This window comes from Rhodococcus sp. NPDC059969, from assembly GCF_042738325.1.
In the GTDB taxonomy this organism is placed as follows: Bacteria; Actinomycetota; Actinomycetes; order Mycobacteriales; family Mycobacteriaceae; genus Rhodococcus_F.
In genome coordinates, this window is sequence record NZ_JBHWUF010000001.1 from 1,224,905 (window position 1) to 1,243,107 (window position 18,203).

18 protein-coding genes are annotated in these 18,203 nt (G+C 61.9%); 11 read left to right on the forward strand and 7 right to left on the reverse strand.

All coding sequences use genetic code 11. The features are described from left to right. The first annotated feature begins 10 nt into the window (after positions 1 to 10). From ACFWAD_RS05580 to ACFWAD_RS05595, 4 genes are all read left to right on the forward strand, one after another. Complete coding sequence (locus ACFWAD_RS05580) at positions 11 to 1,180, forward strand: DUF4185 domain-containing protein (RefSeq protein WP_378447416.1); 1,170 nt, start codon at positions 11 to 13, stop codon at positions 1,178 to 1,180. Positions 1,181 to 1,202: 22 nt separating this feature from the next. Continuing rightward, positions 1,203 to 2,465 carry a LuxR C-terminal-related transcriptional regulator gene (locus ACFWAD_RS05585; protein ID WP_378542011.1) on the forward strand — a complete coding sequence of 421 codons (1,263 nt, stop codon included), beginning with the start codon at positions 1,203 to 1,205 and terminating at the stop codon, positions 2,463 to 2,465. Between the two features lie 148 nt (positions 2,466 to 2,613). After that, positions 2,614 to 3,702 carry an S-(hydroxymethyl)mycothiol dehydrogenase gene (locus ACFWAD_RS05590; protein ID WP_007730860.1) on the forward strand — a complete coding sequence of 363 codons (1,089 nt, stop codon included), beginning with the start codon at positions 2,614 to 2,616 and terminating at the stop codon, positions 3,700 to 3,702. Continuing rightward, positions 3,699 to 4,325 carry an MBL fold metallo-hydrolase gene (locus tag ACFWAD_RS05595; RefSeq protein ID WP_007730862.1) on the forward strand — a complete coding sequence of 209 codons (627 nt, stop codon included), beginning with the start codon at positions 3,699 to 3,701 and terminating at the stop codon, positions 4,323 to 4,325. The genes ACFWAD_RS05590 and ACFWAD_RS05595 overlap by 4 nt, the downstream gene beginning before the upstream one ends. A 49-nt stretch (positions 4,326 to 4,374) precedes the next feature. On the opposite strand, the gene ACFWAD_RS05600 is transcribed toward ACFWAD_RS05595, so the two are convergent. The 5 genes from ACFWAD_RS05600 to ACFWAD_RS05620 all read right to left on the reverse strand — a co-directional run bounded on the left by ACFWAD_RS05600 (position 4,375) and on the right by ACFWAD_RS05620 (position 9,261). Continuing rightward, positions 4,375 to 5,367 carry a phosphotransferase enzyme family protein gene (locus ACFWAD_RS05600; RefSeq protein WP_378542013.1) on the reverse strand — a complete coding sequence of 331 codons (993 nt, stop codon included), beginning with the start codon at positions 5,365 to 5,367 and terminating at the stop codon, positions 4,375 to 4,377. Positions 5,368 to 5,412: 45 nt separating this feature from the next. Further along, positions 5,413 to 6,267, reverse strand: a complete 855-nt coding sequence (locus ACFWAD_RS05605) for a GNAT family N-acetyltransferase (RefSeq protein WP_378542015.1) — start codon at positions 6,265 to 6,267, stop codon at positions 5,413 to 5,415. A 44-nt stretch (positions 6,268 to 6,311) separates the two neighbouring features. After that, positions 6,312 to 7,328, reverse strand: a complete 1,017-nt coding sequence (locus ACFWAD_RS05610) for a PDR/VanB family oxidoreductase (protein ID WP_378542017.1) — start codon at positions 7,326 to 7,328, stop codon at positions 6,312 to 6,314. A 98-nt stretch (positions 7,329 to 7,426) separates the two neighbouring features. Beyond that, positions 7,427 to 8,311: a metal-dependent hydrolase gene (locus ACFWAD_RS05615; RefSeq protein WP_378542019.1), complete on the reverse strand. Its 885-nt coding sequence runs from the start codon at positions 8,309 to 8,311 to the stop codon at positions 7,427 to 7,429. Next, positions 8,308 to 9,261 (reverse strand): alpha/beta fold hydrolase, encoded by a 954-nt coding sequence (locus ACFWAD_RS05620; protein ID WP_378542021.1) that lies wholly within the window; start codon positions 9,259 to 9,261, stop codon positions 8,308 to 8,310. Before ACFWAD_RS05620 ends, ACFWAD_RS05615 begins: the two co-directional genes overlap by 4 nt. 145 nt (positions 9,262 to 9,406) lie before the next feature. Between ACFWAD_RS05620 and ACFWAD_RS05625 the strand changes: the two genes are divergently transcribed. Further along, on the forward strand, positions 9,407 to 10,003 hold the full coding sequence (locus tag ACFWAD_RS05625; RefSeq protein ID WP_378530923.1) for a TetR/AcrR family transcriptional regulator: 597 nt from the start codon (positions 9,407 to 9,409) through the stop codon (positions 10,001 to 10,003). Positions 10,004 to 10,082: 79 nt separating this feature from the next. Here the strand turns inward: ACFWAD_RS05625 and ACFWAD_RS05630 are convergent, their stop codons facing one another. Continuing rightward, the gene (locus ACFWAD_RS05630; protein ID WP_378530925.1) at positions 10,083 to 10,574 is read right to left on the reverse strand and encodes an Lrp/AsnC family transcriptional regulator; all 492 of its coding nucleotides are present in this window, start codon (positions 10,572 to 10,574) and stop codon (positions 10,083 to 10,085) included. 136 nt (positions 10,575 to 10,710) lie between these two features. On the opposite strand from ACFWAD_RS05630, the gene kynB reads away from it, so the two are divergent. From kynB to ACFWAD_RS05645, 3 genes are read left to right on the forward strand one after another with little or no spacing between them, the layout of a single operon-like run. Further along, entirely contained in the window at positions 10,711 to 11,442 is a 732-nt protein-coding gene (gene kynB / locus ACFWAD_RS05635; RefSeq protein WP_378542023.1) for an arylformamidase, read from the forward strand. Next, a complete protein-coding gene (gene kynU / locus ACFWAD_RS05640) occupies positions 11,439 to 12,704 on the forward strand; it encodes a kynureninase (RefSeq protein WP_378542025.1) in 1,266 nt (421 codons plus the stop codon). Before kynB ends, kynU begins: the two co-directional genes overlap by 4 nt. A 52-nt stretch (positions 12,705 to 12,756) precedes the next feature. Then, positions 12,757 to 14,190: an amino acid permease gene (locus tag ACFWAD_RS05645; RefSeq protein WP_378542027.1), complete on the forward strand. Its 1,434-nt coding sequence runs from the start codon at positions 12,757 to 12,759 to the stop codon at positions 14,188 to 14,190. Positions 14,191 to 14,203: 13 nt separating this feature from the next. On the opposite strand, the gene ACFWAD_RS05650 is transcribed toward ACFWAD_RS05645, so the two are convergent. Then, positions 14,204 to 14,890, reverse strand: coding sequence for a dienelactone hydrolase family protein (locus ACFWAD_RS05650; protein ID WP_378542029.1), 687 nt, complete (start codon positions 14,888 to 14,890; stop codon positions 14,204 to 14,206). Between the two features lie 56 nt (positions 14,891 to 14,946). Here ACFWAD_RS05650 and ACFWAD_RS05655 point away from each other — a divergent pair, with 56 nt between their 5' ends. From ACFWAD_RS05655 to ACFWAD_RS05665, 3 genes are all read left to right on the forward strand, one after another. Beyond that, positions 14,947 to 15,891, forward strand: a complete 945-nt coding sequence (locus tag ACFWAD_RS05655) for a D-cysteine desulfhydrase family protein (protein ID WP_378542031.1) — start codon at positions 14,947 to 14,949, stop codon at positions 15,889 to 15,891. After that, positions 15,888 to 16,745, forward strand: coding sequence for an AraC family transcriptional regulator (locus tag ACFWAD_RS05660; RefSeq protein WP_378542033.1), 858 nt, complete (start codon positions 15,888 to 15,890; stop codon positions 16,743 to 16,745). Before ACFWAD_RS05655 ends, ACFWAD_RS05660 begins: the two co-directional genes overlap by 4 nt. A 94-nt stretch (positions 16,746 to 16,839) precedes the next feature. Next, on the forward strand, positions 16,840 to 17,823 hold the full coding sequence (locus tag ACFWAD_RS05665) for an ABC transporter substrate-binding protein (protein WP_378542035.1): 984 nt from the start codon (positions 16,840 to 16,842) through the stop codon (positions 17,821 to 17,823). Positions 17,824 to 18,203 lie beyond the last annotated feature (380 nt).

The following is an 18,203-nucleotide window of genomic DNA, read 5'->3' on the forward strand; positions in this document are numbered from 1 at the left end:
AAGGGGAGCGATGCGCCGGATACGGAAGATATCGACAGCAGCAGTGACGTGTGTACTCGCGTCGACCGCGGTCTTGGGGGCAACCCAAGCGCATGCATCCCCGTGGGATTGCAACGTCACCGGCAGCTTGGATCAAACAGGCGGGCCGACCAATCCGATTCCCTGGCTCAACGGCACGGACGGGAAACTTCCGGAACTGCAGGGGCGTACCTCGGCGGTCGAGTACATCACGGGAGCACTCAGCCCCAACCAAACCGTCGAGCGGTTCAACGTCCTCGGTACGGATCTCGGCATCATGTGGGACAACGGTGCAGGTCAGGTCCTGACAGCCTTCGGTGACACCGTCGGAATCGGATCTGACCCCCTGTGCTCCGGGGTGGTCGGTGACTGGCGCAGCAACGTCCTGTTCCGTAGCTCGGACGGAAATCTGTCCGACGGCATGAACATCGACTCCTCACCGACCGACCGGCCGAATCACTCACGCGAGATCATCGGAAGTCTGAAAGTCACCGGCGTCGAAACCAGCAGCATTCCGACGACGGGTATCTCGGTTGGCGGCGTTCAGTACGTCAACTACATGTCGATTCGTTCGTGGGGAGGGTCGGGCGAGTGGGTCACCAACTTCTCGCAGATCGCGTCCTCGCACGACAACGGTGAGACCTGGCAGATCGAACCGGCCTCGTCCCGGCCGAATCTGCCGTTGACGGGTAACGACAACTTCCAGATGGGCTCCTTTGTCAAAGACGGTGGTTACGTCTACAACTTCGGTACCCCAGCTGGACGTTTCGGCGAGGGACGACTCTCGCGGGTGAAGGAAGCCTCCATCGCGGACGTCGCGGCGTACGAATACTGGGACGGAAAGGCGTGGGTCCCCAACAATCCCGCTGCCGCGGCGGTAGTTCTCGACGGGGATGTCAGCGAACTGTCGGTGCAGTACAACAACTATCTCGGCAAGTTCGTCGCGATGTACTCCAACGAGTGGGGAGCGCTGGTGCTGCGGACGGCCTCGGACCTGACCGGACCGTGGAGCGCACCGGACGTCGTGATCGGCACCGACGCGGTTCCGGGACTCTACGGTGCGTACATGCACCCCTGGTCGCAGGGGCAGGACCTCTACTTTCTCGCTACCACGTGGTCCGACTACAACGTGATGCTCATGAAGACCACGCTGCACCAGTGAACCGGATGGTTATCGTTGAACGGTGAGCACCACCGACAATGCGCTACTGATCACCGCCCTTCGAGACGTGTTGGTGGGACCACTTCCCGAAATCGGCCGACGATTTTCGACGCTGATCGCGGATATGGTGCCGCACACCTCTCTGGTGATCTTCACCCGAGAGTGCACCGGTAGGCCGCGCAAGGTTGCCGGGGATCCAACTGTCGTCGATCGTGTGACCATCGCCGAACTCGACCGTATCCGTACAGATCTCACTGTCGGACAGATCTTTCGGGGAAAGTGCGCTATCGCCGGCCGTGACCGTGAAGTGCTCGCGATGCTCGATCGAACAGACACCCTCCTCGTGCTGACGCCGCACCCCGGACCGGTGAAGGCGGCATCCCTCGAATTGATCCAGGCACTGTTCGCGGTGACTGCAACCGGAATTCAACTCCAGGTCCGGAATGCGAGCCCGGCATATCTCGCCGAGTCGCGGGCAGCGTCGTCCGAGCGTGCGCGCACCGTGGCAGAGATGACGGAGGTGCATGCGGCCACCCTCGAGACGATGCTGGCGACGCTGCGCTCGGCAGATCTCGACGACACACGTGCGCGAACCTCGGCCAGGGAGACTGCGGCTTCGGCCCTGATCGGCCTGCGTTCAGCCGTCGACGTGCACCGCGAGTTGGCTGAGGAGTCGACCACCACGGCTTTTGCGCGGATGCGTGGGGAATTGCGTTCGCTGCTCAAACATCGGGAAATCGCGTTGGAGTTGGTGGAGCCACCCGTCGACGGGCGTGGGTTACCAGGTGAACTGGCGCACGGCGCCCGCGCGGTCGTCCGCGGCGCGGTCTTGGCGTTGTCGGATCAGCAGATGCTCTCGCGTATCCGGGTGGCCTGGACGCTCGACGCGGCTTCACTCTCGATCGACATTCGCGACGACGGCGGTGGTGAAGCCGACGTGGTTGACGTGGAACGCCAATTACGTTCGAGGGTAGAGACTTTGGGTGGAACCGTCGAATCCGAGTCGACGCCTGGGTGGGGGAATCGGATCAGCGCAACCATCCCGCTCGACGCCCCCGTCGCCCTACCGAATCGCGACGTCCTCACAGAACTGGCACCGCGGGAGTTCGAGGTACTCGAGCATCTGGTGGCCGGACGGCGCAACAAGGCGATCTCGGAGCGACTCGGTGTCAGTGAGAGCACAGTCAAGTTTCATGTTGCCGGGGTCCTGCGGAAATTGGGCGTCGAGAGTCGGGGTGCGGCCGCCGCCGCGGGCGCCGAGGCCGGCGTGAAGCCCGCGCCCTAGTCCTTTCGGCCAGGTCGGTCAGTCAGTTCGACCAGGGTTGCGGGCACCTGCTTCGGGCTAACCTTTGAACGAGTGCACATATCGCAATGTGAAAACACGGCGCCATGTGACGACACGTCCTCAATCGCACGAAGCCAGGAGCAAAGCCATGCCACAGCAGGTACGCGGCGTCATCGCCCGATCCAAGGGTGCCCCCGTCGAAATCGTCCCCATCACGATTCCCGATCCCGGCGCCAACGAGGTAGTGGTCGCCATTGCAGCGTGCGGTGTGTGCCACACCGACCTGACCTACCGCGACGGCGGAATCAACGACGAGTACCCGTTCCTGCTCGGGCACGAGGCGTCGGGCATCGTCGAGAGCGTCGGACCCGGTGTCACTCATGTCGAGGTGGGCGACTTCGTCGTCCTCAACTGGCGTGCCGTGTGCGGGCAGTGTCGCGCGTGTAAGCGTGGCCGCCCGCAGTACTGCTTCGACACGTTCAACGCCGAGCAGAAGATGACGCTCGAAGACGGCACGGAACTGACGCCGGCACTCGGCATCGGCGCATTCGCAGACAAGACGCTGGTTCACGAAGGCCAGTGCACCAAGGTCGACGCCTCGGCCGATCCGGCTGTCGTCGGACTGCTCGGTTGCGGCGTCATGGCCGGCATGGGCGCCGCGATGAACACCGGCAACGTCGGACGCGGTGATTCGGTTGCCGTGATCGGTTGCGGCGGCGTCGGCGACGCAGCGATCATGGGTTCACGCCTGGCCGGTGCCAACACCATCATCGCGATCGACCGCGATCCCCGAAAGCTGGAGTGGGCCACGGAACTTGGTGCCACGCACACGATCAATGCCACCGAGGTCGACGACGTCGTCGAGGCGGTCCAGGAGCTGACCGGAGGTTTCGGTGCCGACGTGGTTGTCGACGCAGTCGGCCGCCCGGAGACGTGGAAGCAGGCGTTCTACGCCCGTGACCTCGCGGGAACCGTAGTGCTCGTGGGAGTTCCGACGCCGGACATGAAGCTGGAAATGCCGCTGGTGGACTTCTTCTCGCGCGGCGGAGCCCTCAAGTCGTCGTGGTACGGCGACTGCCTGCCCGAGCGTGACTTCCCCGTTCTGGTCGACCTGTACCAGCAGGGGCGTCTGCCGCTCGAGAAGTTCGTCAGCGAGCGCATCAAGCTCGACGAGGTCGAGAAGGCCTTCGAGACGATGCACCGCGGAGAGGTCCTTCGTTCGGTGGTGGTCCTGTGACATTGCGTGTGGATCGTGTAGTCACCTCGGGCACGTTCAGCCTCGACGGCGGAACGTGGGACGTCGACAACAACATTTGGCTGATCGGTGACGACAACGAAGTGGTAATTGTCGACGCAGCCCACACCGCGCAGCCGATCATCGACGCTGTCGGTGGACGCAAGGTGATCGGAATCGTCTGCACCCACGGTCACAACGATCACGTCACGGTTGCGCCGGAGCTGGCCGAGAAGCTCGACGCTCCGATCTACCTGAACCCGGCCGACGATGTGCTCTGGGAGATGACTCACCCCGGGGTGAAGCATCTGAGCTTGGAAGATGATCAGCGTATTGCTGTGGCGGGCACGGACATTCTGGCCATCCACACACCGGGCCATTCCCCGGGGTCGACCTGCCTCTACCTGCCCGAGGCGGGGGAACTGTTCAGCGGCGACACCTTGTTCTCCGGTGGACCCGGCGCAACGGGGCGGTCGTACTCAGACTTCCCGACCATCATCGGGTCCATTCGCGACAAGCTGTTCGCGCTCCCCGCCGAGACCAAGGTTCACACCGGTCACGGCGACGGCACGACGATCGGTACCGAGGCGCCGCATCTCGAAGAATGGATCCGCGCCGGATCCTGATGTGATCAGAAGCGAAGTGGGGACGCCGGTATCGGTGTCCCCACTTTCGTTACAACGCGGAGGCCCAACCGGCGGTGTCGTTCTCACCCGGGATTGCCATCAGGCCGTGCCACAGTTCGAGGATCTCGAACCATTCTGTCTCGGATCGGCTGAGGGGACGTACAGATTCGTAGCCGGCGCGCAGGCTCTGCCGTACCGCGATCGGTGTCGGTCGCCAATCGGTGAACAGGGTGCCCAGATAGACGCTTGCCTTGGCCAGGTCGCTCACCCGGTGGTCGATCACCACGTCGTCGAAGTCGAGTACTCCGGTGGTCTGAGAGTTTCGAGTCAAGATATTGGCTGCGCGGAAGTCGTTGTGTACCAGTTGAGTTCGGTCATCGAGTTCGGACGCCCGCTCCAGGAGGTTCGTGAGCCTACGTGTTGCCTCAGGCGCAAACCCGCGGTTGAAACTCTCCAGCCAGCCACCGATGCGCTCCTTCAACCCGGTAGTGCGCGACGAGAACACCGACCCGTCGACGTGGGTGGCACCGAGCGCTCGGTGTATCTCTGCCAGACAGGCCCCGGCCGACCGGACCGCCGAGTGGTCCTGCACGTCCAACCAATCTCCCGCCAACTCCGGCAGTACGGTGAATGACACTGCGCACGATGGGCCTTCCAGTTTTTCCCGGACCAGCAGTTTTTCCCGGACCAGCAGTGTTTCCCGGTCCAATCCGTTCAGGGACGTGATCGGCGACGGAACGGGTATACCCACCTCAGCGAGTGCGCTCAGCAGGCGCGTCGATGCCTCCAGGTTCGCGAAGCGCTCTGTGGCTCGCGACCACTTCACCACCAGCCCACCTCGGTCGCTCGCAACCCACACAATCGCGTTCTGGTCACTGATCGCCATTCGGGAGCACTCGAGGGCCGTCAATCCCCAAGTCTGCTCGAGTACCGCCGAGACCCAACGGGTGGCTACGCCAAAGCCGTTGAATCCGAATCGCTCTTCCAGCGCAGCTTCCGGCTCCACCGTTTCCCAGAGCATGGACAACCCCAGCGGCAACATACTTCGACCTTAATTGGTGATCTCCGCTGATTGCGGACGATCTCCTCACGCCTTGCGGGAGCTTCTCGCTGAGCCGGCTGTGCCGATTCCCGAACGTATGCGCACGGTTCGCACGATCTCGTCGAACAGCAAGGGGATCGGGTCGAATGCCACGACGAGCATGATCGCGTCTTTCGGGCCGAGGGTGGCCTGCATCCAGCTGTCGACGGAGTCTTGATCTGACGTGGGCCGTTCGGTCCAGAGCCCGTTGTCGGTGTGTTCGTAGGCATTTTCGATGATCAACGTGTCCGGGTCGAGTCGGTCGAGTTGGCCGAGGTACGCTGCTGCGTCCTTCGCGATTCGCTGGATACGATCGGGAATTTCGGTGGAGATCGGCGACGGATATGCCTTGTCGAGTCCACCCGCGCCTGCCGACCACGCGCCGTAGACGATGGGGTTGGCTGTACGCATGACCGCATACAGTCTGCGCGGCGCCGATTCAACGATTGCGCTACGCAACAGTTCTCGCCAAATTGCGCTCGAGAGACCTGACCCTTGGTAGTTCGGGTGCACTCCCGCCGAGTTGGCATAGAAGCATGACCGTCCGCCGAATTCTCGTTGATTGCTTGCGACCCAGGCTGCGGGAGTACCACTCGCATCGAGCACGACGACCAGACCCTTGAGGTCATCAAGTTTGGCATCGGAGAGCCAGTCGCTCCAGAACTCCGGGGCTGTTCCGGTGAATGTTTCGACCGCAACCGGGACGAAGTCTCTGCGAAGGATTTCCCGGCCGCCGGGCGACAATTGTTTGGCCACGTTTGTCCAATGCAGGCCGGTGAAGCCGGGGCGAACTGCGAATCTCTTGGCGCCGGAGGCTAATTCCGGCGGGCAAAGTGGTGTGACGGAATCGGGCGTCGACATGGTTGGTCAGCCTCTCACGCTGGGCTTGGATTGATCACTCGCGGTTACAGTTCGATGGTGAGTTGGGCGGAGTTGGCTCGATCGGTGCAGATGAGCATGGTGTCTGGTTCGTCGAGGAACGCTGATCGTCCTCGGCGGTCGACCTCTCCGCTGATGACCCGTACTCGGCACGTGCCGCAGAATCCCTGCTGACACGAGTACCTCACATCGGCCCTTGCGGTTCTTATTGCAGCGAGCGCCGACTGGTCCGCGGCGACGTCAATCGAATCCGTGCTGTGGGCAAATCGGATCTCGAAGGGCTTTCCCCCGACAACAGGTTCGGGGATGAATCTCTCGAAATGCAGACCGGCGGAGCCTGTTCGGTCGAATTCGGCTCGAATGTCGGTCAGGAGTGCCGGCGGGCCACAGAAATAGACGGACGTAGCTGGGCCGGCGTGTGTAAGCAGTTCTGCGGCCGGGCGGCGTGGGCCGGTGAGGATCCGGACCCGGTTGGAGTCCAATTCGCTGATCTCGCCCAGAAACGGCATGGACCGGGTGTCCCGGCCGAGGTAGGTCAGATGCCAATCGACATACGACGACGCCGCGGCACGCACCATGGGCAGAATCGCGGTGATACCGATGCCTGCGGCGATGAAGGTGACGCGGGAGATGTCTGCTCGTGCCAGGTGCGGGTACGCGAAGGGAAACGCGTTTCGAGGGCCGCCTCCGGTGAGTGCGGTACCCGTAGTCACTCGATCGTGAATCTCGGTCGATCCTCCTCCGCCGTCAGGGATCCGGCGGACCGCGATCCGATAACTACGCGTATCGGTGTGATCGCCGCAGAGCGAGTACTGCCTGATCGTTCCCGAAGGGAGCGTCAGATCGATGTGTGCGCCCGGGTACCACCGCGGCAGGATGGTCCCGTCTGCGGATTCCAGACGCAGGCTCCGCACTCCGTCGGCCTCGAGGTTCGTCTCTGTCACGACGAGGCTCAGTGTCCGGTCGACGGGGGTGGGTTCGATGATGCGCACCCGGCTGGTCACGGCGGAGTATCCGCGGATCAGGGACTGCAGGCCGGACATCAGTCGGTCAGGTTTGTGTGGTCGGCGCAGGGACGCAGGTACGGGTGGGGGACTGAATCGGGTCATTCGCGTACTCCAGATCGGGCGGTGTGCGTTACTCAGGCGGCGGCGCGAGCTGCCGGTGACGAGGCGAGGTAGGCAACTGCTTGGCTGGTCGAGCCGTACCGCGACGGGTGGTAGCCGGGGCGGAAGTACTCGAAGAACATCCGTGTCAGGCTCCACGGACTTGGCATCAGGCCCTTCTTCATCGCCAGGCGAACATCGCGGAGCTTGATCCGCCGGGTGTTTCCGCCGAGCGCAGGATCCACTGACATCATGTAGCGAATGCCCCGCACCCAGAGAATGACGAGCATCGGTGCAGCGATTATCCAAGTACGTACTCTTCGCAGGTAGCCGCCGTCGAGGTGGGTGAAGAGGTCGAACGCCACATGGCGGTGTTCGACTTCCTCGGCCAGGTGCCAGCGGAACAGATCGAGGACTTTCGGGTCGAGGGTTTTGTCCCAGCCTCGGGCGTTGAGCCCCCAATCCCCGAGGTAGGAAGTGAAGTGTTCGAGGGCGGCGACGAGAGCGACACGTTCGAGGAGCCAAGACTGGGCTTTGCGTCCGGTGAGATCACGGTCGCCGAGAAGGCGGCGGAACATCCACCGGATCTGCTCGACGAATGGTTCGGTGTCGAGTCCCTCGCCATTGAGATACTCGAGCAGCGATTGGTGTGCCGAGGAATGTGTCGCTTCCTGGCCGATGAACCCGATCACGTCCGCGCGAACGGCGTCGTCCTTGATCAGGGGCAGTGCTTGTTGGAAGACGTCGACGAAGAACACTTCGCCCTCGGGCAGGAGCATGTTCATCCCGTTTGCCAGGTGCGTAGCGAACGGATTGGCGTCGAAGTAGTGCATCGGCAGCCCGGTCCAGTCCCAGGACACGTTTCGGGCTGCGAGGGCGACCTTGTCTGCGTCTTTGTCGACGTCGGTGTGTGCGCTCATCGTGGTTCTCCGTTCGATTCGGTGGTTTCTTCTGCGTGCTCCCGGGCGAAGGACCGCACGAGATCGGCAACGACTGTCGGGTTGAACAGAGGTATCCAGTGACCGCCGTCGACGGAGTGAACCCGTGAATCGGCTGCCCAGCGACCGATGTCGACTTGGCTTGCGGGAGTGATGAAGATGTCCCGACGGGGAGCAAGAACTTGCACGGGTAGATCAGTGGTGCGCTGTTGCGGGCGAAGCAGGCGCGGAAGCAAGTTTGCGGTGTAGATCCGGAGGGCGTTGCGATTCTCGCGTGCGCGGTGCGCCGAGACGGCGGCGGAAGGCGTTGCCTTGTCGGAGCTCGAAGTTTCGAGACGCGAGGCCAGAGTGATCGTGCGGTCGACCAGGCCTAGCCGGCACGCCAGCGGAGCAATCCACGGGAGCTGGAAGAAACCCATGTACAGTGGCGACTTCCACTGTCCCAGAATGTCTTTCCAGCCGGCGGGTCCCGCTGCGAGGCGTGACCGTATCCAATAGGGAACGTGATCGAGGCAAGGTCCGGAGATCGAGGTCAGCGACGCGAAGTGGTGCCTCTGTGCTGAAGCGGTGGCGGCATGCCAGGCCTGCACAGAACCCCAATCGTGCCCGACCAGATGCACCGGACGCCCGGGCGAGACCTCGTCGAGTACCCGACCGATGTCGTCTGCCAACTGGTCGAGTCGATAGTCCCTGATCCGGTTCGGGTGCCCGGACGCTCCCGAACCTCGCACGTCGAAAGTCACCACACGCATCGTCGACGCGAGTTCGCTGGTCACTCCGTCCCAGACCTCGTGGTCATCGGGAAATCCGTGCACGCACAGAACTGTCGGCCCACTCGGGTTCCCCCGCTCGAACACTGCCAGTCGTACCCCGTCCGAGGCTTCGACGAACCGTGTCGCCACGCGAGGAAAAGGTTGGTTCAAGGCTGTCATGTGAAGTCCTTCGTGGATGTGACGGCGGGGTGTACCCGAGCGCCTCGGCCATGTATATGTGAATGGCAGTAACGTATTCTGGATAAGATAGTAGACTGATCGTGCTACCGCAAGGGTCGGTCGCTGAACCCGAGGATGGATACTCATGACACCGAGTCCGCGAGAAACACCGAGTCCGCGAGAACGGCTCATCGCAGGCACGATCGCCCTCGTGCGGGAACGCGGCGTTGCCGGTACGGGAATCACCGACTTGCTGGCTCGGAGCGATACCGCTCGGCGCTCGGTTTATCAGAACTTCCCGAGGGGGAAGGCACAGCTCGTCGAGGAGTCCACGCGGGTGGCCGGGCAGCTGATGAGTTCGATCATCGCGGAATTCACCGCGACGGACGGTCCTGTCGAGAGTCTTGTCGCCTTCGTTCAGATGTGGAAGGACACACTGGAAGCCAGTGATTTCACCGCCGGATGCCCGATCGTCGCTGCGGCACTGGGTGGCACCGAGGCTCCCTTGGCGCCGGCAGTTGCCGCGGAGGTATTCGACGATTGGATGAACCTGCTTGCCGCGCAGCTCGAGCGCGCGGGGGTAGGTGAGTCCGTGGCCCGATCACTTGCCGCGACGACGGTGTGCGCGATAGAGGGCGCCGCGGTCCTCGCCATCTCGTCGCGATCGGTGCGTCCGTTGGATCAGGTTGCCGTGCATCTCGCCGAGCTCGTATCTCTACATCTGGGCGAGCTTCGCTCGTAGAGCGTTCGAGAATCGTTAGACGGGGTGTTCCTCGGCCACCCTTGTTTCAATCTTGCTGTCGTTCAATCGCCCCTGTTGTTCAATCGCCCTGTTGTAGTTCGCTGAAGATCAGGTTGGTCTGTGTGTTGGCGATGGCCGGATCGTTGAGGTGCGCGCTGACGAAATCGCGAAGCCGAGTAGGGGATTCGCACGACACGTGCACCAGAAGATCACGGTCCCCACTCATCAGGAACACTCGCTGAACGGAATCCAGTCCGCTCAGGTGCTCGGCAATTTCCGTCATCCGACTCCTGGCGTGGGAGTGAATCAGAATCGACACCATCGCCGAGATCTCGAGGCCGAGTAGCTCGAGGTCTATGTCTGCGTGAAACCCCTTGATGACGCCCGATTCGCGTAGAGCGCGCATCCGCGCCAGGGCGGTCGACGGCGCTATCCCGACCTTCTCGGCGAGTGCATTGTTGGGGATGCGTGCATCCCGGACGAGTTCGCGGAGAATCGCTGTATCGACGTCGTCGAGCCGAACATGATTCGGCCGCGCCGCGGCAGCTGCCCGTTCGATCGCATTTATCATCCGATTTCTCCCTGTCGTCGCGAAATATTCAGCAACTATTGACCGCGCCCGTCGATGATTCTAGCTTTTGCCAAACACATCGAATTATCAAACGGTCGAGATCGACACAGTCGACTGTTGCGACGAAGGAGTCTGGATGCTTCCGAGGATCGGCCGACACACGGGCGACGGACACATGGGCGACTGGGTGGCACGGGTGATCGACATCAGCCCGCCGATCTCCGAATCGACGCCCGTGTGGCCAGGCGATACCGCCTTCACCCGCGCTGTCACGTCCGACCTCGGCGGCAGCGACGCCGTCACGATCAACCGAATCACCACCACTCCGCATATCGGTGCTCACGCCGATGCGCCGGCGCACACCCGCATCGACGGCGCGACTATCGGTTCTGTTCCCCTCGAGCCCTATCTCGGCGAGGCTCTGGTGGTCGACATGACGGGGGTCGACGGTGCCGCCTGCGTCAGGCCCGTCGAAGAGACGGTGGAGCGACTCGGCGGCCATCTGCCGCAACGGCTGATCCTGAGGACGTACCGGAAGTACCCGCGCGAGTGGGACAACGACTTCGCCGGCGTTTCTCCGGAGCTGACGCACTGGTTCGCCGACCGCGGTGGCGTTCTGATCGGAATCGACGGCGCCTCGTTCGATCCGATGGACAGCAAGACCATGGACGGGCACCACGCGGCAAGCGATCGTGGCGTCGCGATCCTCGAAGGACTTTGCCTCGACGACGTCGACGAAGGCTACTACGAGTTGATCGCCCTGCCGCTGAAGTTCCTCGACCTCGATGCCAGCCCGGTACGCGCCGTGCTCCGGACTCTGCCTTCATCACTTTCAACGCCGACACATGCAGGAGAAGAATCGTCATGACATCGACAACCACCCTTTCGTTGGAAGACTGCGTCAAGGCGGACGCAGTGGATCCCCTGAGGGAATTCCGCCGCGAGTTCGCGATTCCAGAGGGCGTCCTCTACTTCGACGGAAACTCGCTCGGCGCGCGTCCCATTGCTGCACAGGAATACGCCGCGAGAGTGATCGGCGACGAGTGGGGCAACGGCTTGGTTCGCAGTTGGAACGAGGCTGGATGGTTCGACCTCCCTGTTCGCCTCGGTGACAAACTTGCCCCGTTGCTGGGAGCAGGTGAAGGCGAAGTGGTAGTGACGGATTCGACGTCGATCAACCTGTTCAAGGCATTGGCCTCCGCACTGTCCATCGCGGCTGCGCAGGATCCCAGCCGGAAGGTGATCGTCTCCGAGCGAGACAATTTCCCCACCGACCTCTACATTGCGGAGGGCATCATCTCGCTGCTCGATCAGGGATACGAACTACGCCTGATCGACCAACCGGGCGATCTCACCGAAGCAGTAGGACCGGACACCGCCGTAGTGATGTTGTCGCACGTCAACTACCGCACCGGAAACCTGTATGCGATGACGGAAGTCACTGCAGCAGTGCAGGAGCGTGGCGCGCTCATGATCTGGGATCTCGCACACTCGGCTGGCGCCGTCGCTGTCGACCTGGGCGGCGCCGACGCCGACTTCGCAGTCGGGTGCACGTACAAGTATCTCAACGGTGGTCCAGGTTCGCCTGCATTCATCTGGGTCAACCGTCGTCATCAGAACACCGGAATCCAGCCACTGTCCGGGTGGTGGGGGCACGCGCGACCGTTTGCGATGGAGTCGGCCTACGAACCCGGCGCAGGAATACGGCGCTTTCTGAGTGGTACTCAACCCATCACGTCGTTGTCGCTTGTCGAATGTGGTCTCGACGTCGCGCTCAAAGCTGACATGGCCGACATCCGGAGCAAGTCGCTCGCGCTGGCCGATCTCTTCATCGACCTCGTCGAGGAGCGTTGCGCTGCCTACGGTTTGGAGTTGATCACGCCACGTGAACATGAGCGTCGTGGATCGCACGTGAGTTTTGTTCATCCCGAGGGTTATTCGATCATGAAGGCTCTCATCGCGCGGGGCGTCATCGGCGACTACCGCGAACCAGGAGTGTTGAGGTTCGGTATCACTCCGCTCTATCTCGGCTACGCCGACGTGTGGAACGCCGTCGACGTGTTGCGAGACATCCTCGAGAACAAGTCCTGGGATCGCCCCGAATTCCGCGAGCGCGACGCAGTCACCTGATTCTTCCAAGTTTCCGCGGACCGGGAGGTACCGCCTTTCGCAAGGAGCTTTCATGAGTGATTTCAAAAACATTCAGCAGCGAGAATCAGGTCTCAAACGCGAACTCGGCCCCAAGCAGATGAGCATGATCGCGCTCGGCGGTGCAATCGGCACCGGACTCTTCCTCGGCAGTAAGTTCGCCATCGGATTTGCCGGCCCGAGCGTCATCATCAGTTACGCGATCGGTGGGTTGATCGCCCTGCTGCTGATGGGTGCCCTCGCCGAAATGACCGTCGCACATGCGACATCGGGTTCGTTCGGTGCGTACGCCGAGTTCTACGTCGGACCGTTGATCGGCTTCCTCGTTCGCTATCTCTACTGGTCGTGCATCGTCCTCGCTGTCGGTACCGAGGTCACCGCAATCGGTGAATACATGCAGTTCTGGTTCGCCGACGTACCGTCGTGGCTGTGGATCGTGTTGTTCTCCGGAGTGCTGATCGGGGTGAACATGTTCAACGTCAAGGCTTTCGGAACGATGGAGTACTGGTTCTCGACGATCAAGGTCTTCGCGATCGTGGCGTTCATCGTGATGGCAGCGTGTGTCGTGTTCGGTAGTGGAAATCCTGACTATGGATTCCACAATTACACGTCGGGTGGCGGATTCTTCCCGAATGGTTTGTCCGGCATGTGGTTTGCCGTGATCGTATCGATCTTCAGCTACTTGAGCATCGAGATGATCGCCATTGCAGCAGGTGAGGCGGAAAACCCGGCAGTGGCGGTGAAGAAAGCATTCCGTGTGACGATCGTTCGGCTGTTCGTCTTTTACATTGCAACGCTTGCCTTGATACTGGCAATCGCTCCGATGGACAAGATCTTGAGCGGCGGAAGCCCTTTCGTCACGGTGATGCAGGTCGTGAAGATTCCGGGCGCAGACAGCGTGCTGAACTTCGTGGTGATCATTGCCGCACTGTCCGCGATGAATAGTCAGTTGTACGTGTCTTCGCGCATGATGTTCTCGCTCTCACGCGCCGGTGACGCACCGGCAATTCTCGGCAAAGTCCGAGCCAACGGCTCACCGGTCAACGCCTTGTTGCTGTCGACGTCGGGTATCGCCGTCGCGACAATTGTCTACGTGCTCTTTCCCGAGCAGGCATTCACCTTGATGATTTCGTTGTCGATGTTCGGGGCTATGGCGACGTGGCTACTGATCTTCGTGACGCACTGGTTCTTTCGCAAGCGGATGAAAGAGGACGGAACAAAGCTCTCCTTTACGATCCCGTTCTTTCCTGTGGGGACAATCCTCGGCGGTGCCCTCATGGTCGCGATTCTGATCACCACGTTGTGGGTCGACGATTTCAAGATGACGCTGGTGTTCGGAGTTCCGTTTGTCCTGGCCGTGATCGGCATCTACTACTTCACTCGATCGCGTCGGGCGCAGAGTCGAGCAATAGATGCCGACCAGATTCAGGACGAGGTCACGGGGACCGTCGTCAAGCGAGTTCCCTGACTCATCTTGGGAATCACAGGGTTTCGGCGAAGAACTCCATAGTGCGGGTCCACGCGAGGGAAGCAGAATCTGGGGCATAGTGGCTGGCCGAAGTGTCGTTGTTGAACGCGTGGCCGGCATCGGCATAGCGGTACACCTGGGCGAGGTCGGAGGCAGTTGCGCGCAATTGCTCGACGCTCTCGGGTGGGATGCTCGGATCCAGGTCGCCGTAGTGGCCGAGCCATGGGACCTGCAGTTGCGTAGCGAGTTCGGTGCCTGCCGCAATCCCATTCCATCGGGCTTCTGCAACGCCGCCACCGTAGTAGGTAACGGCAGAATCGACGAGGGGCACCGCGGCGCACCACAGTGACGCGGTGCCGCCCATGCAGAATCCGAGGGAGCCGACCTTGTCTGCTCCCTCGGATCGGCTGTAGTCGACAGCGGCACGTACGTCGTGGCCGATGGTTGTGCTGTCGAGTGCCATGAGCGCGTCCTTGGCGGACGGAAAGTCGGTGAAGGACGTCTGCGCGCCGCGGTGGTAGAGGTGCGGAGCCACGGCAAGGTAGCCGGCATCGGCGAGACGCTCGAGGATGCTCTCGATGTGCTTGTTCACGCCCCACGCCTCTTGGAGAACCACCACCGCATGCTTCGGCTCACCTGGCGAATCCGGTCGGCTGACGGTCAGCGGCACGTCGTGTGTGGTCGTCGTGAAAGTTCCCATATCCAGACTGTAAGCGAGACCAGACTGTAGATGGACCGTCGAACTAGACTCGTCAAATGTTCAGTTCCGCCGTACAACCGATCAGCTTGGGCAGTTGGCCGACGCCCGTCGAACCTTTGGCGCGTTGCGCGCAAGCACTCGGATTGGGGCCGGAAGAGCTGTGGATCAAACGTGACGACGTCGCCGGCCTGGGCGGCGGCGGCAACAAGATCAGAAAATTGCAGTACACCTGCGCTCAGGCTTTGGCCGTTGGCGCGACGACACTGATCACTACCGGTGCACCGCAAAGCAATCACGCTCGGTTGACTGCTTCGGCAGCAGCTCGGTTGGGATTGCGTTGTGTCCTGGTACTCGGTGGTGCCGAGCCGGAATCCGTGCAGGGCAATCTCATTCTGGATGCACTCGCAGGCGCTGAGATCGTCTGGGCAGGTGGGGACACGGCATCCGCGGTCGACGCCGCGGCGGAGGCTGTCGCTGACTCGGGCGGTGTTCCTTTTGTCATTCCCTTCGGCGGTACCAGCGCGGTGGCCGCGCAGGGATACGTGGACTGCGCACGCGAGATCGAGCAGCAACTCTTCGGCGTCGATCGCGTCGTCGTTGCACTCGGATCGGGCGGAACGATGGCCGGCCTTGTCGCGCATCTCGGCGTCGACAGAGTTGTCGGCGTCGATGTCGGGGCCGTTGCCGACCCGGTGTCGACTGTCACTGGGTTATTGGACGAGATGCCTGGTCCGACCGTGCGCGCCGAGGAACTTCAGATCCTGCGAAACCAAGTTGGCCAAGGCTATTCGACGCTCACGGAAGCGTCAGCCGGCGCGATCCGATACTTGGCGCGTACGGAGGGCATCTTCCTCGACCCGACGTACACCGGCCGAGCCTTTGCGGGATTGATCCAACTCGCGGAGGACAAAGCCATCACGACGGGATCGAAAACGGTCTTCCTGCACACCGGTGGGTTACCTGGCCTGTTCGGACATCCCGAACTGTCGACGCTGCGGTGAGCGAGCAGATCGACTACCCGCTCAGCAGCCCGCTCGACGAACTGTCCGAGTGGCAACGCGTCGTGCGCCCGCTGCGCGTCAGTGCCGACGGTTACCTGCGTTTGGCGACCAATCGGCTCGCCGTCGACTCCGACTACACCTGGGAGATGCACCGCCACAGCGATCACGAATTGCTGTGGGCGATCGACGGTGTTCTCGAGGTCCGAACTCCGGGGACTGTGTACACCATGCCCAGCGGGGTCAGTCTGTGGATCCCGTCTTTTGTTCCCCACGAGGTGACAGCGCGCAGCGGTACCGAATTGTCGTGCACGTGGTTGGTGGCATCCGACGTGACGGGGTTGGATCGTGTGGTGGCCTTGTCCACCCCGCCGCTGCTCGAACAGGTACTCGATCACCTCACCCGAGACGACTTGACGGATGCGGAGCGTCGGCGAGCCGAGGCGTTTGCCGTCGACCTCGTCGAACCTGTTCCGCGACTGATTTTCGATGTACCGCTGCCGACGACGCCGTGGCTTCGGAAGATCGCAGATCAATTGGTTGCCAGCCCGGCCGACACCCGATCGGTCGAGGAGTGGGCCAGCGACGCGAAGGTCAGTACGAGGACTCTCACCCGAAGGTTTCCGGCCGAGACCGGATTGACCTTCTCGGAATGGCGTATGCGGCTGCGGGCTCATCACGCGATGCAACTTCTGGCGCTCGGTCGAAGCATCTCGTTTGTATCGAGGAGGACGGGTTTTCGTTCCGAAAGCGCGTTCGGCGCGGCATTCCGTCGAACGACGGGTGTGACTCCGGGCGAGTTCGCAAGCCTGATCGATCATCCGCGCGCGCCAATGACCGATTGGCTACAGGACTAGTCCGAACAGCGACTCAAGGGGCCTCGATCGGACTTGTGTAGCGCCGCAGAATCAACTTAGGGTTGGCTAAACAATCACCCTGTAGGAGTTCTGCGTGCGCGCAATTCGATCATTTTCTGTCGGTCCCAGAGTCATCGCAGCGGCGGCAGCGGCCGTCGTCGGTGCGATGGTGATGACCGGCTGTTCCTCGTCGTCGGTCGATTCCGAGCAGACGGACGTCCGGACCGTCGCGTCGGCGTACGGGGACATCGAGGTTCCGGTTTCACCCGAGCGCGTCGTCGCCGCGTCGTACGACACTCCCTGGCAGCTCATGTCCCTCGGAGTGAAACCAGCTGCTGTGCAGGACTACGGCAAGTGGATCAGTGAATTCACGCCGGAGCAACAGGCCTTCGTCGACGGGCTCCCGACCATCGGGCCTTTCGGGGAAATGAACTTCGAAGCGATCGCTGCGGCAGATCCCGACGTCATTGTCGGCGACGCCGACGAGGTGGACCAAGCGGCGTTCGACCGTCTGTCCGGCATTGCACCCACCGTCATCGTCAAGGGAGAGAGCCGAGGCGACTGGAAAACGATCACCGCCGAGCTCGCTGAGGCAATTGGTAAGACCGACGTGCTCGAGTCGACGCGGACTGCCTACGAAGAGAATCTCGAACGTGTCCGTGGCGAGTACGCCGACGTGATCGCGAACAACAAGTGGATTCACATCTCACTCGGAGACGCCCCCGGCACATTCTCGGTCCAGCAACCCACCGGTGCGATCGGCAATTTGGTCGTCAACGAACTCGGGTTGGCGTACGGGCCTGGTGTACCGACCAATTACACCGACGCCGGATACGAGTCCTATCCGATGGAGCAGCTGGCCGACATCATGAACGGAGTGACGGTCGTGCTGTATCCGCTGAATGCGGACGGGTCGACCAGTGCGGCGGTTCAGGCGGTCCTCGACGACAACCTCTTCACAAGGCTGCCGGCGGCGCAGGCCGGGCATGTTTTCGGATTGCAGTCGAGCGTCACCGACTTCGTGACCGCGAACGGTTGGCTGAACGAAGTGACAACGAAGGTGTTCGCAAGGCTCTGACGCTTGCTTACCTTTTGACTGCGCGCCCGCAACTGACCAGTTGAGGGCGCGCAGTCTTTTTGGTCGCCACTACGAGCGGAAATCCTGTCCTCTGCTTATGATTTCTGTCACTGCTGGTTACCGTTACTTCTACGAGGGCGACGCGGTTCGACCTTGCCTTGGCAGGGATCTCCGATCCTCGGCGACGTGCGGAGGTGGTCGCCATCCCCGCAGATCGATGGGGTATTTTGTCCGTATCCACTGTCGGGGTGAACAGTGATGTGCGGGGAGTTTTCATTGAATGCGCGTGCTCTCGCCATGTTTCGTGCAGGGCGCTCTGGATTTCGGGACCATACCCGTCCGGACATTAGTTCTGGTTTGCTGAGCGTGAACGGTGCGTG